Raw genomic sequence first — 16,482 nt, forward strand, 5'->3', positions numbered from 1 at the left:
TCTGCGTGCGCAACGCCAGCAGCGCATCGAGCTCGCAGTCGAGCGTCAGGTAGAAATGCGGGATGGTGGTCTTGGCCTCGACCAGGCGCCGCGCAATGGTCTTGCGCATATTGTCATGCGGGACGAGGTCGTAGGAGCCTTGTTCGAACAGCTTCAGCACCTGATCGTCCGACATCGCCTTTACCGCAGGCGCAGGAGCAGGAGCGCCGGCCGGAGCCTTGGCTGCGGGTGCTGCCTTGGCGCCACCGCCGGCAATCGCGGCATCGACATCGGCCTTCACCACACGGCCATGCGGGCCTGTGCCGGTCACACCGGACACATCGACGCCGGCCTCCTTGGCGATGCGGCGTGCAAGCGGCGAGGCGAAAGTGCGGCCTTCACCCTCCCCCTTGTGGGGAGGGTCGGCCGGCCTTCCGGCCGGGGTGGGGGTCGCGGCGGTGGGTTCACCCCCACCCGCGCCTGCGGCGCGACCTCCCCCATCGGAGGGGGAGGTGGGAGCCTGCGCCTTTGGGCCGTCATCCTTCTTTGCGGATGCTTCAGCCTTGGCCGGAGCAGCAGCACCGCTTTTCGCGGCAGCGCCTGCATCCTCACCTTCGGCGGCGAGCACCGCGATCAGCGCGTTGACCTTGACGCCTTCGGTTCCGGCGGGAACGACGAGCTTTGCAACCGTGCCCTCATCGACCGCTTCGACTTCCATCGTCGCCTTGTCGGTCTCGATCTCGGCGATGACATCGCCCGGCGAAACCTTGTCACCTTCCTTGACCAGCCACTTGGACAGATTGCCCTCTTCCATCGTGGGCGACAGGGCCGGCATGGTGATGTTGATTGGCATTTTGTCCTCCCGCCCGGTTCAGCGATACGTGACGGCTTTGACCGCCTCGATGACTTCGCCGACATTCGGCAAAGCCAGTTTTTCGAGGTTGGCCGCGTAGGGCATCGGCACATCCTTGCCGGCGATGGTGATTACAGGCGCATCGAGGAAATCGAAGGCGCGCTGCGACACCTGGTTGGCGATGTGATCGCCGACCGAGCTTTGCGGATAGCCCTCTTCCACCACGATCAGCCGGTTGGTCTTCTTGACCGAGGCGATGATGGTGTCGAGGTCAAGCGGACGGATCGTGCGCAAATCGATGATCTCGGCATCGATGCCCATGCCACGCAATTCTGCCTCGGCTTTGACCGCATAGGTCATGCCGATGCCGAACGAGACGATGGTAACGTCCTTGCCGGTCTTGTGAATACGCGCCTTGCCGATCGGCAGCACGAAATCATCCAGCTTCGGCACGTCGAAGGACTGGCCATAGAGGATCTCATTCTCGAGGAAGATGATCGGGTTCGGGTCGCGGATCGCTGCCTTCAGCAAGCCTTTGGCGTCGGCGGCGGTATAGGGCATCACCACTTTCAGGCCCGGAATGTGGCTATACCAGGCGGCATAGCACTGTGAATGCTGAGCGGCGACGCGTGCTGCGGCACCGTTCGGCCCACGGAACACGATCGGCGCGCCCATCTGGCCGCCAGACATGTAGAGCGTCTTGGCGGCGGAGTTGATGATCTGGTCGATCGCCTGCATGGCGAAGTTGAAGGTCATGAACTCGACGATCGGCTTCAGGCCGGCCATCGCCGCACCGACGCCGACGCCGGCAAAGCCGTGCTCGGTGATCGGCGTGTCGACGACGCGCCGCGGCCCGAACTCCTGCAGCAGCCCTTGCGTGATCTTGTAGGCGCCCTGGTATTCGGCGACCTCCTCGCCCATGACGAAAACATCGCCGTCGCGGCGCATTTCCTCGGCCATCGCATCGCGCAGCGCTTCACGCACCGTGGTCGAGACCATCTCCGTGCCGGCCGGAATATCCGGATCGGCGGCGATTTCCGTCTTTGGTGCAGCAGCCACCGGGGCGGCGGCCTCGCTTTTGGCCGGCGCCGGCGCAGGCCCCGCCGCTTCAGCCTTGACAGGCTCTTCGCCGATGCCTTCGCCAGCCTTGTCGACGTCCTCTCCGTCAACCGCGAGCACGGCGATCACGGCATTGACCTTGACGCCTTCGGTGCCGGCAGGAACCACGATCTTGGCAAGCGTGCCTTCATCGACGGCCTCGACTTCCATCGTCGCCTTGTCGGTTTCGATCTCGGCGATGACGTCGCCGGCGACGACCTTGTCGCCCTCGTTCTTCAACCACTTGGAAAGATTGCCCTCTTCCATGGTCGGCGAGAGAGCGGGCATGAGAATTTCGATCGGCATGTCCTTGCCCTCCCGTTACAATACGATATCGGTCCAGAGTTCGGACGGATCCGGCTCTGCATCGTTCTGGGCAAATTCGGCGGCGTCGGCGACGATGTCGCGGACCTCCTTGTCGATGGTCTTGAGCTCGTCTTCGGTCGCCCACTTCTTCTCGATCAGCCGCGCCTTGACCTGTTCGATCGGGTCATGGTCGGAGCGCATCTTCTGCACTTCTTCCTTCGAGCGGTATTTTGCCGGATCGGACATCGAGTGGCCGCGGTAGCGGTAGGTCTGCATTTCGAGAATGATCGGTCCGTTGCCGGTGCGGCACCATTCGGTCGCCTGGTCGCCGGCGGCCTTGACAGCGCGGACGTCCATGCCATCGACTTGGATGCCGGGAATCTTGAACGAAGCGCCACGGTGCGAGAAATTGGTTTCCGCCGAAGAGCGCGACACCGAGGTGCCCATGGCATAGCGGTTGTTCTCGATGATGTAGATCACCGGCAGCTTCCACAGCGAGGCCATGTTGAAGCTTTCGTAAACCTGGCCCTGGTTGGCCGCACCATCGCCGAAATAGGTCAGCGAGACATTGTTGTTGTCGCGGTAGCGGTTGGCGAAGGCCAAGCCCGTGCCGAGCGACACCTGCGCGCCGACGATGCCGTGGCCACCGTAAAAGTGCTTTTCCTTGGAGAACATGTGCATGGAGCCGCCCTTGCCCCGCGACAGGCCGCCGCGACGCCCGGTCAGTTCGGCCATGACGCCACGCGGCGACAGCTCCATCGCCAGCATGTGGCCGTGGTCGCGATAGGCGGTGATCATCTGATCGCCGTCGATCAGCGCCATCTTCATGCCGGTGACGACCGCTTCCTGGCCGATATAGAGGTGGCAGAAGCCGCCGATAAAACCCATGCCGTAGAGCTGGCCGGCCTTTTCCTCGAAGCGGCGGATGAGCAGCATGTGCCGGTAGGCGGCAAGCTCTTCGTCCTTGGTGAATTCGACAGGCTTGGGCGCGGAAAGCCCCGATTTGCCGTCGGATTTGGATTTGGCAGGCGCTTTTCTGGCTGCGGTGGCCATGCATCACTCCCTATTGGCGTCTCTTCGTGGACATTAGAGCAGGATCAAATCTGCTCTGGGGAGATCAGCTCCTCCCCACCGATTTTAGGGAGGCTAACACGCGTTAAAGCGTTGCGCCATGCCGAATTTGCATAGCTGGCATGCGCCTAAGCGATTAAAATCATTGAAAATATTGGCGATTAACTTAAAATCAGTTATTTCGCCGAGGTCGGCAACATAATGGTGATTTCGTCAGCCTGGGACAGATTGAGTGCCTTGCGCGCCTGCTCATCGAGCATGTCCTTCTCGAGCGTGCCTTCATGCATCAGTCGAACGCGGCGCTCAAGTTCCATGCGGCGCGCCTTGATCGCATCGAGCTGGCCTTGCAGCGCAACAGTCTGGGCTTCCAGCTGATATTTCGAGTAGATGCCGAATTCGCCGTGATAGGCATGAAAGCCGAAATAGGCCAGGAACGCCACGCAAAGCGAGGGAATGATCAGCCGGCCGGTGTTTCTCTGCTTGTGCTGACGCGTCCACATCGCCCGATTCCTCTAGAGCATGAGGCCGAAAAGCGTGAAGCGGTTTTCGGACGACATCATGCTCTATCTCTTTGATTTAGAGTCGGATTCAGATTTCAGGTCGAACAGACCTGAAATCATCCGGCTCTAGGCCGCGAACTCAGGCGGCTCACGATCTTTTTCGCCCGATTGTGCTTAACGGACGGTTACAGGCGGCCTGTTTGGCGGCGCCGAAACGAAAAAGGGCGAGAATGCTCCCGCCCTTTTGTCCGGTATCGATGAGCCGGCGTTTCCGGATCAGCCCTTGACCACCGACTTGCCGGCGTAGCTTGCCTGCTTGCCGAGTTCTTCCTCGATGCGGATCAGCTGGTTGTACTTGGCCATACGATCCGAGCGCGACAGCGAGCCGGTCTTGATCTGTCCGCAATTGGTGGCGACGGCGAGATCGGCGATGGTCGAATCCTCGGTTTCGCCCGAGCGGTGCGACATGACGGCGGTATAGCCGGCCTTGTGCGCGGTCTCGACGGCATCGAGCGTTTCCGTCAGCGAACCGATCTGGTTGACCTTGACCAGGATCGAATTGGCAACGCCCATGCGGATGCCGTCGCGCAGCCTTGCGGTGTTGGTGACGAACAGGTCGTCGCCGACCAGCTGGGTCTTGTTGCCGATCAGGTCGGTCAGGTACTTCCAGCCTTCCCAGTCGTCCTCGGCCAAGCCGTCCTCGATCGAAATGATGGGATAGTCGGCGGCAAGCTTGGCCAGGTACTTGGCCTGCGCCTTGGGGTCACGCGTCTTCTTCTCGCCCTCATAGACGTAGTTGCCGTCCTTGAAGAACTCGGTCGCGGCGCAATCGAGGCCGAGCGCAATCTCTTCGCCCGGCTTGAAGCCGGCCTGCTCGATCGATTCCATGATGAAATCGAGAGCCACCGGCGCGCTCTTCAAATTCGGGGCGAAGCCGCCCTCGTCGCCGACATTGGTGTTGTGGCCGGCATCCTTCAGCTTCTTGCGCAGCGTGTGGAAGATTTCCGAACCCCAGCGCACCCCTTCGCGCAGCGTCGGCGCGCCGATCGGCATGATCATGAATTCCTGGAAGTCGATCGGGTTGTCGGCATGCGCGCCGCCATTGATGATGTTCATCATCGGTACCGGCAGGACATGCGCCTTGGTGCCGCCGACATAACGGTAGAGCGGCAGACCCGAAGCATCGGCCGCGGCCTTGGCCACCGCCAGCGACACGCCGAGGATGGCGTTGGCGCCGAGCCGGCTCTTGTTGGGCGTGCCGTCAAGCTCGATCATGGTCTGGTCGATATGGATCTGGTTTTCGGCTTCCATGCCGCCGATCGCCTCGAACAGCTCGCCGTTCACCGCTTCGATCGCCTTGAGCACGCCCTTGCCGAGATAGCGGGCGCCGCCGTCGCGCAGTTCAACGGCCTCGTGGGCACCGGTCGAGGCGCCCGACGGCACCGCCGCGCGGCCCATCGAGCCGTCTTCGAGAATGACATCGACCTCGACGGTCGGATTTCCACGGCTGTCCAGGATTTCACGCCCGACAATGTCGATGATGGCGGTCATTTGCGATGTCCTCGATTGATCTGAAGAATGCCGCACGTCTTAGCCAAAGCGCCGCAAAAGGCAATCGGCCGGCTGGCAATTATTGCCGCGGCATCGGCCCAAAGTGCGCTGCGTTTAAACGGATTCAGTCGCCGCGCTTTAAGTTTTTCTTGTCAAGCATGTCGTTCTCCCAAAACCGGGATCACTTTTGGGCGATATGCATCAGGCGATTCACGAAGCGCAAATCGCTGTCATCATAAGTCATGTACGGCAGGCCGGCTTCCGGTTAAGGTGCAGCGCGCGGGGCGAAACAGGAGGAGTTTCGCCATGTCCCAGTTGAGTGGTATCGTGAGTCTGTTCCTGATCGCGGCGGCCTTCCTGACGTCGTGCGACCATCAGCAGTCACCATCCAAGGCGATGGTCCCCTCGCACCTCAGCGAGTAGCTGCCGCATCAAACCAAAAACGGCCCCGTCGCAACGGGGCCATTTTTGGTTTTGGGCCGTCAGTGCCAGTAAGGCGTGACTTTGTAATATTCGTAGGATGCGTCGCGAGCGGTCTCGCCATTCGCGTCGGTCAGTTCGTTGATCGAATAGGCGGGTGCCGCCTTCAACTGCTCCTTGGAGAACGGCACGACATAGCCGCCCATGTCCTCATCATAATCGAGGCTGGCCCACGGAATGGCGTGATATTTCTCGCCGATGCCGAGGAAGCCGCCAAAACCGATCACCGCGAACATAATGCCGTTCGCCATCTTGTCGAGCATCACATCCTCGATACTGCCGATGCTCGTGCCTTCGGTGTTGTAGACCGATGTGCCGATCACCCGGGAAGCGGCGATGGCTTGGGTGTGGCCTGTCTGGGTTGTCATCATTGTGCTCCTCATTGTGGTTTCGAACCATACTTGGACAATGAGGGGCGGGGGCGAAGGTTCCCGACTTTTTCGGCGTCGACCGATCACTCCGCGAGAATGAAGGTAACCTTCCTATTGACGCGATAGGCAGCAATCTTGCCGTCTTGGACGACGATCTTCTGGTCCTGGATCCAGGCGCCCTCGACGTTCTTCAGGGTTTTGGATGCGCGCGCAATTCCCTGTTCGATGGCGTCCTGAAAGCTCTTCTTGGACGACGATGTGATTTCGGTGGCGCGGGCGACAGACACATAGCTTCCTCCTGCCAAAACGCTCATTTCCCGGTCGAGCGTTCAGGCGGCTTGCGCCTCCACAAGCATCGGCGCTCAACAGAGGATATGGCCGGCCTAGAGACCCTTGGCGATGCGGTCGAATGCCATCAGCCGCTCGAGCAGGGCGGGCATGTCCTTCAACGGCAGCATGTTCGGGCCGTCGGAAGAGGTCGAATTGTCAGGATCCTCATGGGTCTCGATGAACACGCCGGCGACGCCGACAGCGACGGCCGCGCGCGCCAGCGTCTCGACAAAGCGGCGCTCGCCGCCCGAGGAGCCCCCCTGCCCGCCCGGCTGCTGCACCGAATGGGTAGCATCGAAGATCACCGGCGCGCCGATCTCGGCCATGATGGGAAGAGCGCGCATGTCGGAGACCAGCGTGTTGTAGCCGAAGGACGCGCCGCGCTCGGTGGTCAGCACATTGGCGTTGCCCGATCCGGTGATCTTGGCGACGACGTTCTTCATGTCCCAGGGGGCGAGGAACTGCCCCTTCTTCACGTTGATCACCTTGCCGGTTTTCGCCGCGGCGACCAGCATGTCGGTCTGGCGCGACAGGAAAGCCGGAATCTGCAGGACATCGACATGCGGCGCGACGATGGCGCACTGCTCCTCGGTGTGGACATCGGTCAGCACGGGGAGCGAAAATTCCTTTCGCAGTTCGTCGAAGACGGGAAGTGCCGCGTCCATGCCGGCGCCGCGCGTCGCCGACAGCGAGGTGCGGTTGGCCTTGTCGTAGCTGGTCTTGTAGACGAGGCCTATGCCGAGCCTGCCGGTCAGTTCCTTCAGCGCGCCGGCCATGTCGAAGGCGTGCTGCCGCGATTCGAACTGGCACGGGCCGGCGATCAGGGACAAAGCCGCCTTGTTGTCGAAGACGACATTGCCGACGGTTACAGACGGATTGGGCGTCATCGAATTGGACGCTTGCGGCTTGCTCATGGGATCTCCCGGAAGATGAAAGCCGCGCCCTGTCCGGGTGCGGGCCGCACGACAATATCATTGCCCGTTATATCGTGTTGGACGGAATTGGCTGCAAGCAGCCTCGATGTCACATCGGCGTTCCGAACCGAAAAGACCACCGCTGCGAAGCGTAGATCTGTCGGCGCACCGGCCGGCAGGCCAAAGCGCGCGGTGAAAGCCGCGCGGTCAAGCACGCTCAAATCTGCATTCGGCAAGGGAAACATGCCGCCCTGCCTGTCGGCGGCCGGATCATCCACCGCCACGGAAATCAGCCCATGCTGTTTTCCAGGCGCATCGCTGACCGCCAAGATCTCGACAATTCCGGTCGCGCCGTTGGCGTGGGCCTGCAAAGCCGTGCGGTCAACATCAGGCGCGTTGACGCGCTCGCAGGCAAACAGAAAGGCGTCCGTGGCTTCGGCTCCGGCCGCGAAGGCGAGCTTGAACGATGCGATGTCGCTTCTGCCGGCCGGGTCGGTGAAGGCGCGCGAAAAACCCAGCATGTCTCCCGCCGAGACGCCGGCATCGACATAGCGTGCATGGTCGGCATCGGCATTGCCCGTACCTAGAACAATGGCGGAAAATCCCTCGTCGCCGTTGCCGTCGCGATAGGCGCGATCACGCGTGACGAAGACATTGCCGTCTGCGATGGCCTTTGTCGCCACCTGTTCGTCGCCGACCGCCAGCGGTTCGAGATAGGGGCCGTCGGCCAGGAAAACACAGCAGTTTTCCGTTCCGAAGGGATGGATGCCGGTCGGGGCCACGACGAAGCCAAGAGCGGCGAGCCGGGCTCGCGCCACCTCCAGGCTCTGCGTCGGCAGCACCAGGTGATCGAGCGGATGAGTGCCAAGGGTGGTTCGGGTCATGCAGCCGCGATGTGCATCATTCCGCAAATCGGTTCAAGACTTGATCGCAATCCCGGCTAGTTCATCCGCCAGTTCACCGGACATCGAAAAAGGCACTAACTGGGACAAGGCCTCAATCAGCTTCCGGCAACGACATCGGCGGAATAGCGCAGCTCGCGCATCGGTTTGACCTTGCTGGTGGTCTGCGCATAGAGCGGGTGCGCCTTGTAGGCGGCCAGCGCGGCGTCATCGGCGAACTCCGCGTAGACGACCACGTCGACCTCATCCGACAGCGGATCGACCTTGGTGTTGAGCGTGACCTCGAACAGGCTGGAATGGGGAATCTCGCCGAGCGCCAGCAGGCCGGTGCGCACGGCCTCGACATCCTCTTTACGCCGCGCGCTGAAGAAAACGATATGCCGGATCAACGCCGCCTCCTCGATCGAAAATGCCGGGGTTCTTTTGTGACGGCAGGACTGTGGCGTCAATCGACAAGGATGTCGCGGGTGCCGATCGTTCGAATGGATGCTAGATCTGGCCGGTGATGGATCGCACGACGTGCGAGACACCCCTCACGGTGGCGTCGAGATACCGGCCCTCACGGTACATGCCGTCCCAGATCAGGAAGAACGCGATGGCGGCGATGACGATTACATAACGCATGGCTAAATCTATCGCACAAGCAAGGGAGCAGCCATAGGCGTTTTCGGCGCGCACGGCCTTTGCTGTGCAAAAGGCGGATCCATGCCAACGAGAGCAATCCGCTTGGCACAGCCCCGCTTACAGCCTGCCTCTTGAAGTCCCCCCTCATGACGTGGAAGATTGTCGCAGGGATTCACTGGGAAGTGCTGAAGCTCCGGTTAAGGGGCACGCGCTTTCGTTCGACCCGCCCGCCGCCGAACCGGGCAGCTACCGGATCAAGGCAACGGCGTTCGGACCTGGCGAATGATCCAAGAGAACCGCGGGTCGGCAATTTGCGCCGGCATCGCGGAAATCCAGGGGCGCGAGATGGCACAAAAGGAACATTTTGGCGTAGTGTTGAGCGATGCGATCCGGCTCGATGAATTCAATTTCGCCGAGATCGTCAGGGGCCTGCCGGCCAAGGCCCGCATGGTGCTGTCGGCGGCGATGAACCTGCCGCGCGGGTCGCTCAAGGTCAGGATGCCGGATGGCCGCGCCGTCCTCGTCGGCGGCAAAGGACCTGGCCCGGACGCCGAACTGGTGCTCAAGAACTGGCGCTTGCCCGGCCGCGCCTTTTCCGGCGGCACGATCGGCGTTGCCGAGTCCTATATGGACGGCGATTGGGAAAGCCCCGATGTGACCAGCTTCCTGGAGCTGTTCGTGGTCAATTCGGTCGTCGGCGAGCGTATCGCGGGCGGCACCAGCTGGCTGATCAACACCGTCCAGCGCATTCGCCACTGGTTCAACCAGAACACGCGCACCGGCTCGAAGCGCAACATCTCGGCGCATTACGACCTCGGCAACGCCTTCTACAAGGAATGGCTCGATCCGAGCATGACCTATTCCTCGGCGCTCTACGCGACCGGCGCCAACGACCTGGAAAGTGCCCAGGCCGCCAAATATCGCGCCTTGGCCAAGGATATAGGAATCGGCCCGAAGGACCACGTGCTGGAAATCGGCTGCGGCTGGGGCGGCTTCGCCGAATTCGCGGCGCGCGAGATCGGCTGCCGCGTCACCGGACTGACGATCAGCCGCGAGCAGCACGACTTCGCCACGGCGCGCATCGCCAAGGCCGGGCTTGCCGACAAGGTCGACATCAAGCTGCAGGACTATCGCGACGAAACCGGCACCTATGACCGCATTGCCTCGATCGAGATGTTCGAAGCGGTCGGCGAGAAATACTGGCCGGTGTTTTTCGGCAAGATGAAGGCATGCCTGAGGCCCGGCGGCACCGCCGGCCTGCAGATCATCACCATCAACGAAGCTTCTTACGACACGTATCGCGCAAGGCCGGATTTCATCCAGCGCTACGTGTTCCCCGGTGGCATGCTGCCGACGCCGTCGATCCTGAAGGCACTGGGCAAGGATCACGGCCTCGCCCATCTGCGAGAGCGCGTGTTTCCGGACGACTACGCGCGCACACTCGCCGAATGGCGCCTCCGGTTCTGGGCGTCATGGGAGAAGATCGTCCCGCTGGGCTTCGACGACCGCTTCAAGAAGCTGTGGGAATTCTACCTGCATTATTGCGAGGCCGGATTCCGCGCCAGCTACATCGACGTGCGCCAGGTGATCTACAAGGCGTAAGCCGACACGCTCTTGACCAGGCTATGTCGAGCATGATCTCGACATCGCCGCGCCGTCGCCGTCAAAAAGTCCGATCGTGAAGCAGGATGCCGCGCGGGACCGACGAATCGGAAATCACCTGATGCGCAAACGGACGATCTTCTTCGGTGTCATTGTTGTCGCTGCGGTGGGAATCTGGCTCAACAACACCTCCCTGTTGTCAAGCCGCCCCGCCGGCAGTCCGGAGATGCTTGCCCATCGCGGCCTTGCCCAGGACTATTTGCGCGCAGGCATGACAGGGCAGACTTGCACGGCCAGTCGCATGTTGCCGCCGCGCCATGGCTACCTCGAAAACACAATTCCCTCGATGGAGGCCGCCTTCGCGCTGGGCGCTGACGCGCTCGAACTGGATGTTCACCCGACGACGGATGGCAAGTTCGCCGTCCTCCATGACTGGACGCTGGATTGCCGCACGGAAGGCAAGGGAGAAACGCGCAGCCATTCCATGGCCGAGTTGAAGACCCTCGATGTCGGCTATGGCTACACCGCGGATGGCGGCAAGACCTTTCCATTCCGCGGCAAGGGTATCGGCATGATGCCATCCTTGGATGAGGTTCTGGCGCACTTCCCGGCCCGCCGCTTCAACATCAACGTCAAGAGCAACGATCCGGGCGAAGGCGAAAAGCTGGCCGCATGGCTTGCCACGCTGGCACCAGCCGAGCGCGGTTATCTCTCGGTCTATGGCGGCGACAAGCCGATTGCCGCGGTCAAGGCTGCGCTGCCGGACATGCATACGCTAAGCCGCGCATCGCTGACGCAATGCATCCTGCGCTATACCGCGATTGGTTGGACCGGCTATGTACCGGATGCTTGCCGCAAAGGCACTCTGCTCATCCCCGTCAACATCGCGAAATGGATGTGGGGTTGGCCGAACCGGTTTCTCGATCGCATGCAAGGCGTCGACAGCCGCGTCTATCTGCTCGGCCCTTACACCGGCGGTGACTTTTCGCAAGGGCTCGATGATCCCGAACTAATCGAGCAACTGCCGGACGGCTATTCCGGCGGCATTTCCACGGATGCACTGGATCTTGTCATGCCAGTGATCAAGGAACGTTTCTCATCGCCGGCTCAATCCACGCCATAGAGGTTTGGATCGAGCCGACCCACAAACCACCCTTCAAAGCAGGATGCGGTATTTCGCGAAGCCTGCCTCGCCCTCGCCCGCCGGTTCGATCTTCAGCGATTTCACCTGCGCAATGAAATCCTTCGCCCTGGCGCCGGTTTCGAACACGGCGCTGGTTCCAGGCAGCGGCGCGAACGACCAGTTGCCGTCCGCCGACGGGTTGATCGTGCCCTCGCTGACGATATAGCGGACGATGACGTCGCGATTGGTGTCCGGTGCTTCGTAGATGATCTTCGAAGCATTGATATCGGGGAAATTGCCGCCGCCACCGGCCCGGTAGTTGTTGGTCGCGACGACGAATTTCTGTTTGGGATCAATCGCTTTTCCATCGAAACTCAGGTCGACAATGCGATTGGCGCCAGCGTTAGCCGGCCCGCCCTTGGCATCGTATTTCGACGGCTGCGACAGGTCTATTTTATAGGTCACACCGTCGATGACGTCGAAATTGTAGGATGGGAAGTCGGTGTTGATAAGGGCCTGATCGGCCTTCCCTGGCTCGATCCGGTTGAAGATGCCGGCCGACATTTCCAGCCATTCCTTGACCTGCGCCCCGGTGATTTCGACCGCACGCACGGTGTTGGGATAGAGGTAGAGGTCGGCAACGTTCTTGATGGCGATGTCGCCGGCCGGCACGTCGGTGTAGTAGTCGGCGCCGTTGCGCCCACCGGCCTTGAACGGAGCGGCGGCCGACAGCAGCGGCACATCCTTCCATTGCGTGTTCTTGAGAATGTCTTTGAGGTACCAGGTCTGCGCCTGGCTGACGACCTGCACCGACGGGTCGTCGGCGACCAGCGCGAAATAGGAATAGAGCGGCGCGGAGGTCTTGCCGACAGGACGCCGCACATAGGCCAGCGTCGCCTGGTGGTCCTGCTCGAGCGCCGCGATGATGCGCTTGTCGTCCTGGACAGTCGGCTTGTTCTTGTTGTCGACGCGCTCGAAGATCGGCCGCGCCTCGGAAGTGGCTGAAACGACCTGCCATTTCGACCCGTCGCGTTCCAGCATCAGGTCGATCAGCCCCATATGCGAGCCCCAGAAGCCGCCCATGACGGCGGGTTTGCCCTGCAGGGTGCCTTTTTGCGTGTCGACACCATCGAGCGACTGGAAATCCTTCTTGCCGGGAAACACCAGATGCTGGTGACCGGTGAACACCGCATCGATGCCGTCGACACCGGCGACGAAGAACGAGGCGTTCTCCATCGTGTCGCCCTGCTTCACGTCGATGCCGGAATGCGACAGCGCAATGACGATGTCGGCGCCCTCCTCCTTCATCTGCGGCACCCAGGCCTTGGCCGCCTCGACGATGTCGCGTGTCTTGACGTTGCCCTCCAGATTCTTGAGATCCCAGACCATGATCTGCGGCGGCACAAAGCCGATGATGCCGATCCTGATCGGCTGCTCGGCGCCCGAGCCGTCCTTGATCTTCTTGTCGAGGATGACGTAGGGCTTCAGATAGAGCTTGTCGTCGCGCGGGTTCGCGGCAAGCTCGGTGCCTCGGATCAGATTGGCGCAGACGAAGGGAAAATTGGCGCCGGCCAGTACCTTGTCCAGGAACGACAGGCCGTAGTTGAACTCGTGATTGCCCAGCGTCGAGCACTCGTAGCCGAGCAGGTTCATGCCTTTCATGATCGGATGCAGGTCGCCGTCCTTCAGCCCCCTCTCATAGGCGATGTAGTCACCCATCGGATTGCCTTGCAGCAGGTCGCCATTGTCGATCAGCATCGAATTGATGGCTTCCTTGCGCACTGCGTCGATCAGGGAAGCCGTGCGCGACAGGCCCATCGTGTCGTTCGCTTTGTCGGCGTAGTAGTCGTAAGGCAGCACGTTCACATGGATGTCGGTGGTCTCCATGATCCGCAGATGCGCCTGGTTACCTTGAGCCCTGGCTGAGAACGGATGCAGCATGATCAGTGCCCCTGTGGCGGCGGCGCCCGCAAGGAGATCACGACGGGAAACGGGACGGAGCAGTTGCGACATGTTTTCTCCTTCGACAACCTGACAAGCCCTGCCCCGAAAGCGAATTTCGCTCTGAAACCCGCTCAAGTCCACTCAACAAGTCGCGCGCATGAAGCCGCCACTCGATCAGCAACAGATGACGTGCGGATGAACGATCCCGGTGAAAAATCAGCCCTTGTCGTCGTCGCCTTGGGTGATCAGCCGCGCGCTGCGTTGCCCCGTCGCGTAGATCCATAGCCAGCTCAGCGAAACGGCAAGCCGGTTGCGAAAGCCGATCAGGAAATAGATGTGGGCCACGCCCCATAGCCACCAGGCGAGCCAGCCGGTGAGCTTGATCCAGCCGAAATCGATGGCGGCGGCGCGTTTGCCGATCGTCGCAAGATCACCGGCATGCCTGTAGTGGAAAGGACGCTCGGTCGTGTCACCGCCGAGCCTGGCCTTGATGGTAGCCGCAACATGTCGGCCCTCCTGCTTGGCGGAAGGCGCCACGCCGGGAACCGGCCGCCCGTCCGGCCGCAGCACATAAGCGGCGTCGCCGATGACGAAGATCTCCGGGCTGCCGGGCACGCTGAGGTCAGGCTCGACCAGCACCCTGCCCGCGCGGTCCGCCTTCGCTCCCAGCCATTCGGCGGCTGGCGAAGCGGCAACGCCGGCTGCCCACAGGATCGTTCGGGCTGCCAGTTGCTTATCGCCAAACACAACACCTTCGGCGTCGCAGCGCGTGACGGCCCGGCCGAGCTCCACCTTCACGCCGAGCCGCTCGAGCGCCTTCGATGCATAGTCGGAAAGCTTCGGTGCGAAATTGGCCAGGATGCGGTCACCGGCCTCGATCAGCACCACGCGCGTCTGCCGCGTGTCGATGTTGCGGAATTCGCCGCGCAGCGTGTCATGCGCCAGCTCGACGATGGTGCCGGCAAGCTCGACGCCGGTCGGCCCGCCACCGACGATCGCAATGGTCAGCAACGCCTGGCGTTTGGCGGGATCGGTCTCCCGCTCGGCCTGCTCGAATGCCAGAAGAATGCGGCGCCGAATGGTGGTGGCGTCCTCCAGCGTCTTCAGGCCAGGTGCGAAAGGTTCCCATTCGTCATGGCCGAAATAGGCATGGCGGGCACCGGTGGCGAGCAGCAGCGTGTTGTAGGCGACGGCGCTGCCGTCATCGAGCAGCACGCGCTTGCCGGCGCGGTCGACACCGGTGACATTGGCGAGCAGCGTTGTCACGTCCTTGCGCTTGCGCAGGAGGTGGCGGACCGGCCAGGCAATTTCGGAGGTCGCCAGCGCCGTGGTCGCCACCTGGTAGAGCAGTGGCTGGAAGAGGTGATGGTTGCGCTTGTCGATCATGGTGATGCGCACCGGCGCGCCAGCAAGCGCGCGGGTGAATTCGAGACCGCCGAAACCCGCGCCGACTACAACGACATGATGGCTGGCCTGGTTCATCTTATTCACCCCTGACGGGCAATATTGCCTGGCTGAAATGTAGGTGCTTTTGTGCAATGCAGCAACAGACCGCCGGTGCCCGAGACTCGTCGTTGCATGTCGTGAATGCACGTGTTGTATCGTATCGCGAGGTATAGCGTCATCGAACACGCTTACGAGGTAACGCATGGCCAACGATCATGACGACCCAAGTCCGGCGCAGTATTCGTCGCCGCCCTGCTTCATGCACGAGCTCGATCCGGAATTCCGTGCGCCGCTGTCCGACTGGACCGATGTCAGGCGCTGGCGCAAGGCCGAGCGCGAACGGCTGATCGCCGCCCGGCTGGCGGTTTCGGCCGACGCGCGAACGGTGATGTCGCAACGCATCGCCGAAGGCCTCGACGCGATCATCGGCGAGATCGCCGGCCGCATGGTCAGTCTTTACTGGCCGTTTCGCGGCGAGCCGGATTTGCGGCCTTGGATGGCATCCATAAACGAACGCGGCGGCCGCACCGCCCTGCCCATCGTCATCGAGAAGAGGCAGCCGCTGATCTTTCGCGCCTACAAAGCGGGCGACCGGCTGGAGAAAGGTGTCTGGAACATCCCGATCCCGGCCGAGGGCGATCCGGTGCTGCCGGATATCGTCATCTCGCCGATCGTCGGCATCGATCCCCAGAACTACCGCCTCGGTTATGGCGGCGGTTTCTTCGACCGCACGCTGGCAGCGATGCCGTTCAAGCCGCTGGTCATCGGCGTCGGCTACGAACTGCAGCGCATCGCGACGATCTACCCGCAGCCGCACGATATCCCGATGGATCGGGTGGTAACGGCGGTCTAAGCCATTTCCGGCTTCATCCCCATGGCGGTCCTATCGACGATTTCGCGTAGGGCAAAGGACGAATTGATCTTGGTCACGTGCGGCATCGCCGACAGCCACTCCTTGTGGATCCGCTCATAGTCGACGAGATCCTTCGCTGCGATCCGCAGGATGTAGTCGTATTCGCCCGACATCAGGTGACAGGACAGCACGTTCGGACAGCGCTTGATCGCCGCCTCGAAATCCGACAGCGTCTTCTCGAACTGTCCCGACAGCGATATGTGCACGATCGCCGTCATCTGATGGCCAAGTGCTGCATTGGAAAGCCGGGCATGGTAGCCACGAATGGTTCCGGATTTCTCCAGATTGTCGAGCCGGCGCGAACAGGCCGACTGCGACAGGCCGACCTTCTCGGCCAGCGCCGCATTGGGTATCCTGCCATCCTTCTGCAAAGCCTCGAGAATGGCGATATCAATCCTGTCGAGCGGCATTATTCGTGAATCCTGCGAATATCCTGTTGTTTTGCGCAACGATTATCGAAACCGGCCAGTTGACG

General features: G+C 61.7%; 18 protein-coding genes. 4 read left to right on the forward strand and 14 right to left on the reverse strand.

The window, feature by feature from the left end:
* The 11 genes from EOA16_RS21915 to EOA16_RS33565 form a co-directional block, all read right to left on the reverse strand.
* On the reverse strand, nucleotides 1–832 hold an 832-nt coding region (locus tag EOA16_RS21915; protein WP_127260138.1), incomplete at its 3' end, for a biotin/lipoyl-containing protein.
* A gap of 18 nt (nucleotides 833–850) precedes the next feature.
* Nucleotides 851–2,236, reverse strand: coding sequence for a pyruvate dehydrogenase complex E1 component subunit beta (locus EOA16_RS21920; protein WP_127260139.1), 1,386 nt, complete (start codon nucleotides 2,234–2,236; stop codon nucleotides 851–853).
* Between the two features lie 15 nt (nucleotides 2,237–2,251).
* A complete protein-coding gene (pdhA, locus tag EOA16_RS21925; RefSeq protein ID WP_127260140.1) occupies nucleotides 2,252–3,289 on the reverse strand; it encodes a pyruvate dehydrogenase (acetyl-transferring) E1 component subunit alpha in 1,038 nt (345 codons plus the stop codon).
* A gap of 194 nt (nucleotides 3,290–3,483) precedes the next feature.
* Nucleotides 3,484–3,807 (reverse strand): septum formation initiator family protein, encoded by a 324-nt coding sequence (locus tag EOA16_RS21930; RefSeq protein WP_027038975.1) that lies wholly within the window; start codon nucleotides 3,805–3,807, stop codon nucleotides 3,484–3,486.
* A 276-nt stretch (nucleotides 3,808–4,083) separates the two neighbouring features.
* Nucleotides 4,084–5,358: a phosphopyruvate hydratase gene (eno, locus tag EOA16_RS21935; protein WP_127260141.1), complete on the reverse strand. Its 1,275-nt coding sequence runs from the start codon at nucleotides 5,356–5,358 to the stop codon at nucleotides 4,084–4,086.
* 482 nt (nucleotides 5,359–5,840) lie between these two features.
* A complete protein-coding gene (locus EOA16_RS21945) occupies nucleotides 5,841–6,206 on the reverse strand; it encodes a PRC-barrel domain-containing protein (protein WP_127260143.1) in 366 nt (121 codons plus the stop codon).
* An 86-nt stretch (nucleotides 6,207–6,292) separates the two neighbouring features.
* Nucleotides 6,293–6,496, reverse strand: coding sequence for a dodecin family protein (locus EOA16_RS21950; RefSeq protein ID WP_127260144.1), 204 nt, complete (start codon nucleotides 6,494–6,496; stop codon nucleotides 6,293–6,295).
* A gap of 96 nt (nucleotides 6,497–6,592) precedes the next feature.
* On the reverse strand, nucleotides 6,593–7,453 hold the full coding sequence (gene kdsA, locus EOA16_RS21955; protein WP_127260145.1) for a 3-deoxy-8-phosphooctulonate synthase: 861 nt from the start codon (nucleotides 7,451–7,453) through the stop codon (nucleotides 6,593–6,595).
* Nucleotides 7,450–8,337 (reverse strand): VOC family protein, encoded by an 888-nt coding sequence (locus tag EOA16_RS21960; RefSeq protein ID WP_127260146.1) that lies wholly within the window; start codon nucleotides 8,335–8,337, stop codon nucleotides 7,450–7,452. The genes kdsA and EOA16_RS21960 overlap by 4 nt, the downstream gene beginning before the upstream one ends.
* A 116-nt stretch (nucleotides 8,338–8,453) precedes the next feature.
* The gene (locus EOA16_RS21965) at nucleotides 8,454–8,744 is read right to left on the reverse strand and encodes a Dabb family protein (RefSeq protein WP_127260147.1); all 291 of its coding nucleotides are present in this window, start codon (nucleotides 8,742–8,744) and stop codon (nucleotides 8,454–8,456) included.
* 100 nt (nucleotides 8,745–8,844) lie between these two features.
* Nucleotides 8,845–8,979 (reverse strand): hypothetical protein, encoded by a 135-nt coding sequence (locus EOA16_RS33565; protein WP_263495447.1) that lies wholly within the window; start codon nucleotides 8,977–8,979, stop codon nucleotides 8,845–8,847.
* 59 nt (nucleotides 8,980–9,038) lie between these two features.
* Here EOA16_RS33565 and EOA16_RS33665 point away from each other — a divergent pair, with 59 nt between their 5' ends.
* The 3 genes from EOA16_RS33665 to EOA16_RS21975 all read left to right on the forward strand — a co-directional run bounded on the left by EOA16_RS33665 (nucleotide 9,039) and on the right by EOA16_RS21975 (nucleotide 11,704).
* Entirely contained in the window at nucleotides 9,039–9,380 is a 342-nt protein-coding gene (locus tag EOA16_RS33665; protein WP_348630361.1) for a DUF1365 family protein, read from the forward strand.
* Nucleotides 9,325–10,581, forward strand: coding sequence for a cyclopropane-fatty-acyl-phospholipid synthase family protein (locus tag EOA16_RS21970; RefSeq protein WP_127260235.1), 1,257 nt, complete (start codon nucleotides 9,325–9,327; stop codon nucleotides 10,579–10,581). The genes EOA16_RS33665 and EOA16_RS21970 overlap by 56 nt, the downstream gene beginning before the upstream one ends.
* A gap of 121 nt (nucleotides 10,582–10,702) precedes the next feature.
* Nucleotides 10,703–11,704 carry a glycerophosphodiester phosphodiesterase family protein gene (locus EOA16_RS21975; RefSeq protein WP_127260148.1) on the forward strand — a complete coding sequence of 334 codons (1,002 nt, stop codon included), beginning with the start codon at nucleotides 10,703–10,705 and terminating at the stop codon, nucleotides 11,702–11,704.
* Nucleotides 11,705–11,737: 33 nt separating this feature from the next.
* Here the strand turns inward: EOA16_RS21975 and EOA16_RS21980 are convergent, their stop codons facing one another.
* Both EOA16_RS21980 and EOA16_RS21985 read right to left on the reverse strand, forming a co-directional pair.
* A complete protein-coding gene (locus EOA16_RS21980) occupies nucleotides 11,738–13,717 on the reverse strand; it encodes a bifunctional 2',3'-cyclic-nucleotide 2'-phosphodiesterase/3'-nucleotidase (RefSeq protein ID WP_127260149.1) in 1,980 nt (659 codons plus the stop codon).
* A 147-nt stretch (nucleotides 13,718–13,864) separates the two neighbouring features.
* Complete coding sequence (locus EOA16_RS21985) at nucleotides 13,865–15,130, reverse strand: NAD(P)/FAD-dependent oxidoreductase (protein ID WP_127260150.1); 1,266 nt, start codon at nucleotides 15,128–15,130, stop codon at nucleotides 13,865–13,867.
* 166 nt (nucleotides 15,131–15,296) lie between these two features.
* On the opposite strand from EOA16_RS21985, the gene EOA16_RS21990 reads away from it, so the two are divergent.
* Complete coding sequence (locus tag EOA16_RS21990; RefSeq protein WP_127260151.1) at nucleotides 15,297–15,947, forward strand: 5-formyltetrahydrofolate cyclo-ligase; 651 nt, start codon at nucleotides 15,297–15,299, stop codon at nucleotides 15,945–15,947.
* On the opposite strand, the gene EOA16_RS21995 is transcribed toward EOA16_RS21990, so the two are convergent.
* A complete protein-coding gene (locus tag EOA16_RS21995) occupies nucleotides 15,944–16,417 on the reverse strand; it encodes an Lrp/AsnC family transcriptional regulator (RefSeq protein ID WP_013531467.1) in 474 nt (157 codons plus the stop codon). The two genes, EOA16_RS21990 and EOA16_RS21995, sit on opposite strands and share 4 nt — an antisense overlap.
* Between the last annotated feature and the right edge of the window lie 65 nt (nucleotides 16,418–16,482).

The sequence above is a fragment of the Mesorhizobium sp. M7A.F.Ca.US.008.03.1.1 genome (genome assembly GCF_003997495.1).
Lineage (GTDB): Bacteria > Pseudomonadota > Alphaproteobacteria > Rhizobiales > Rhizobiaceae > Mesorhizobium.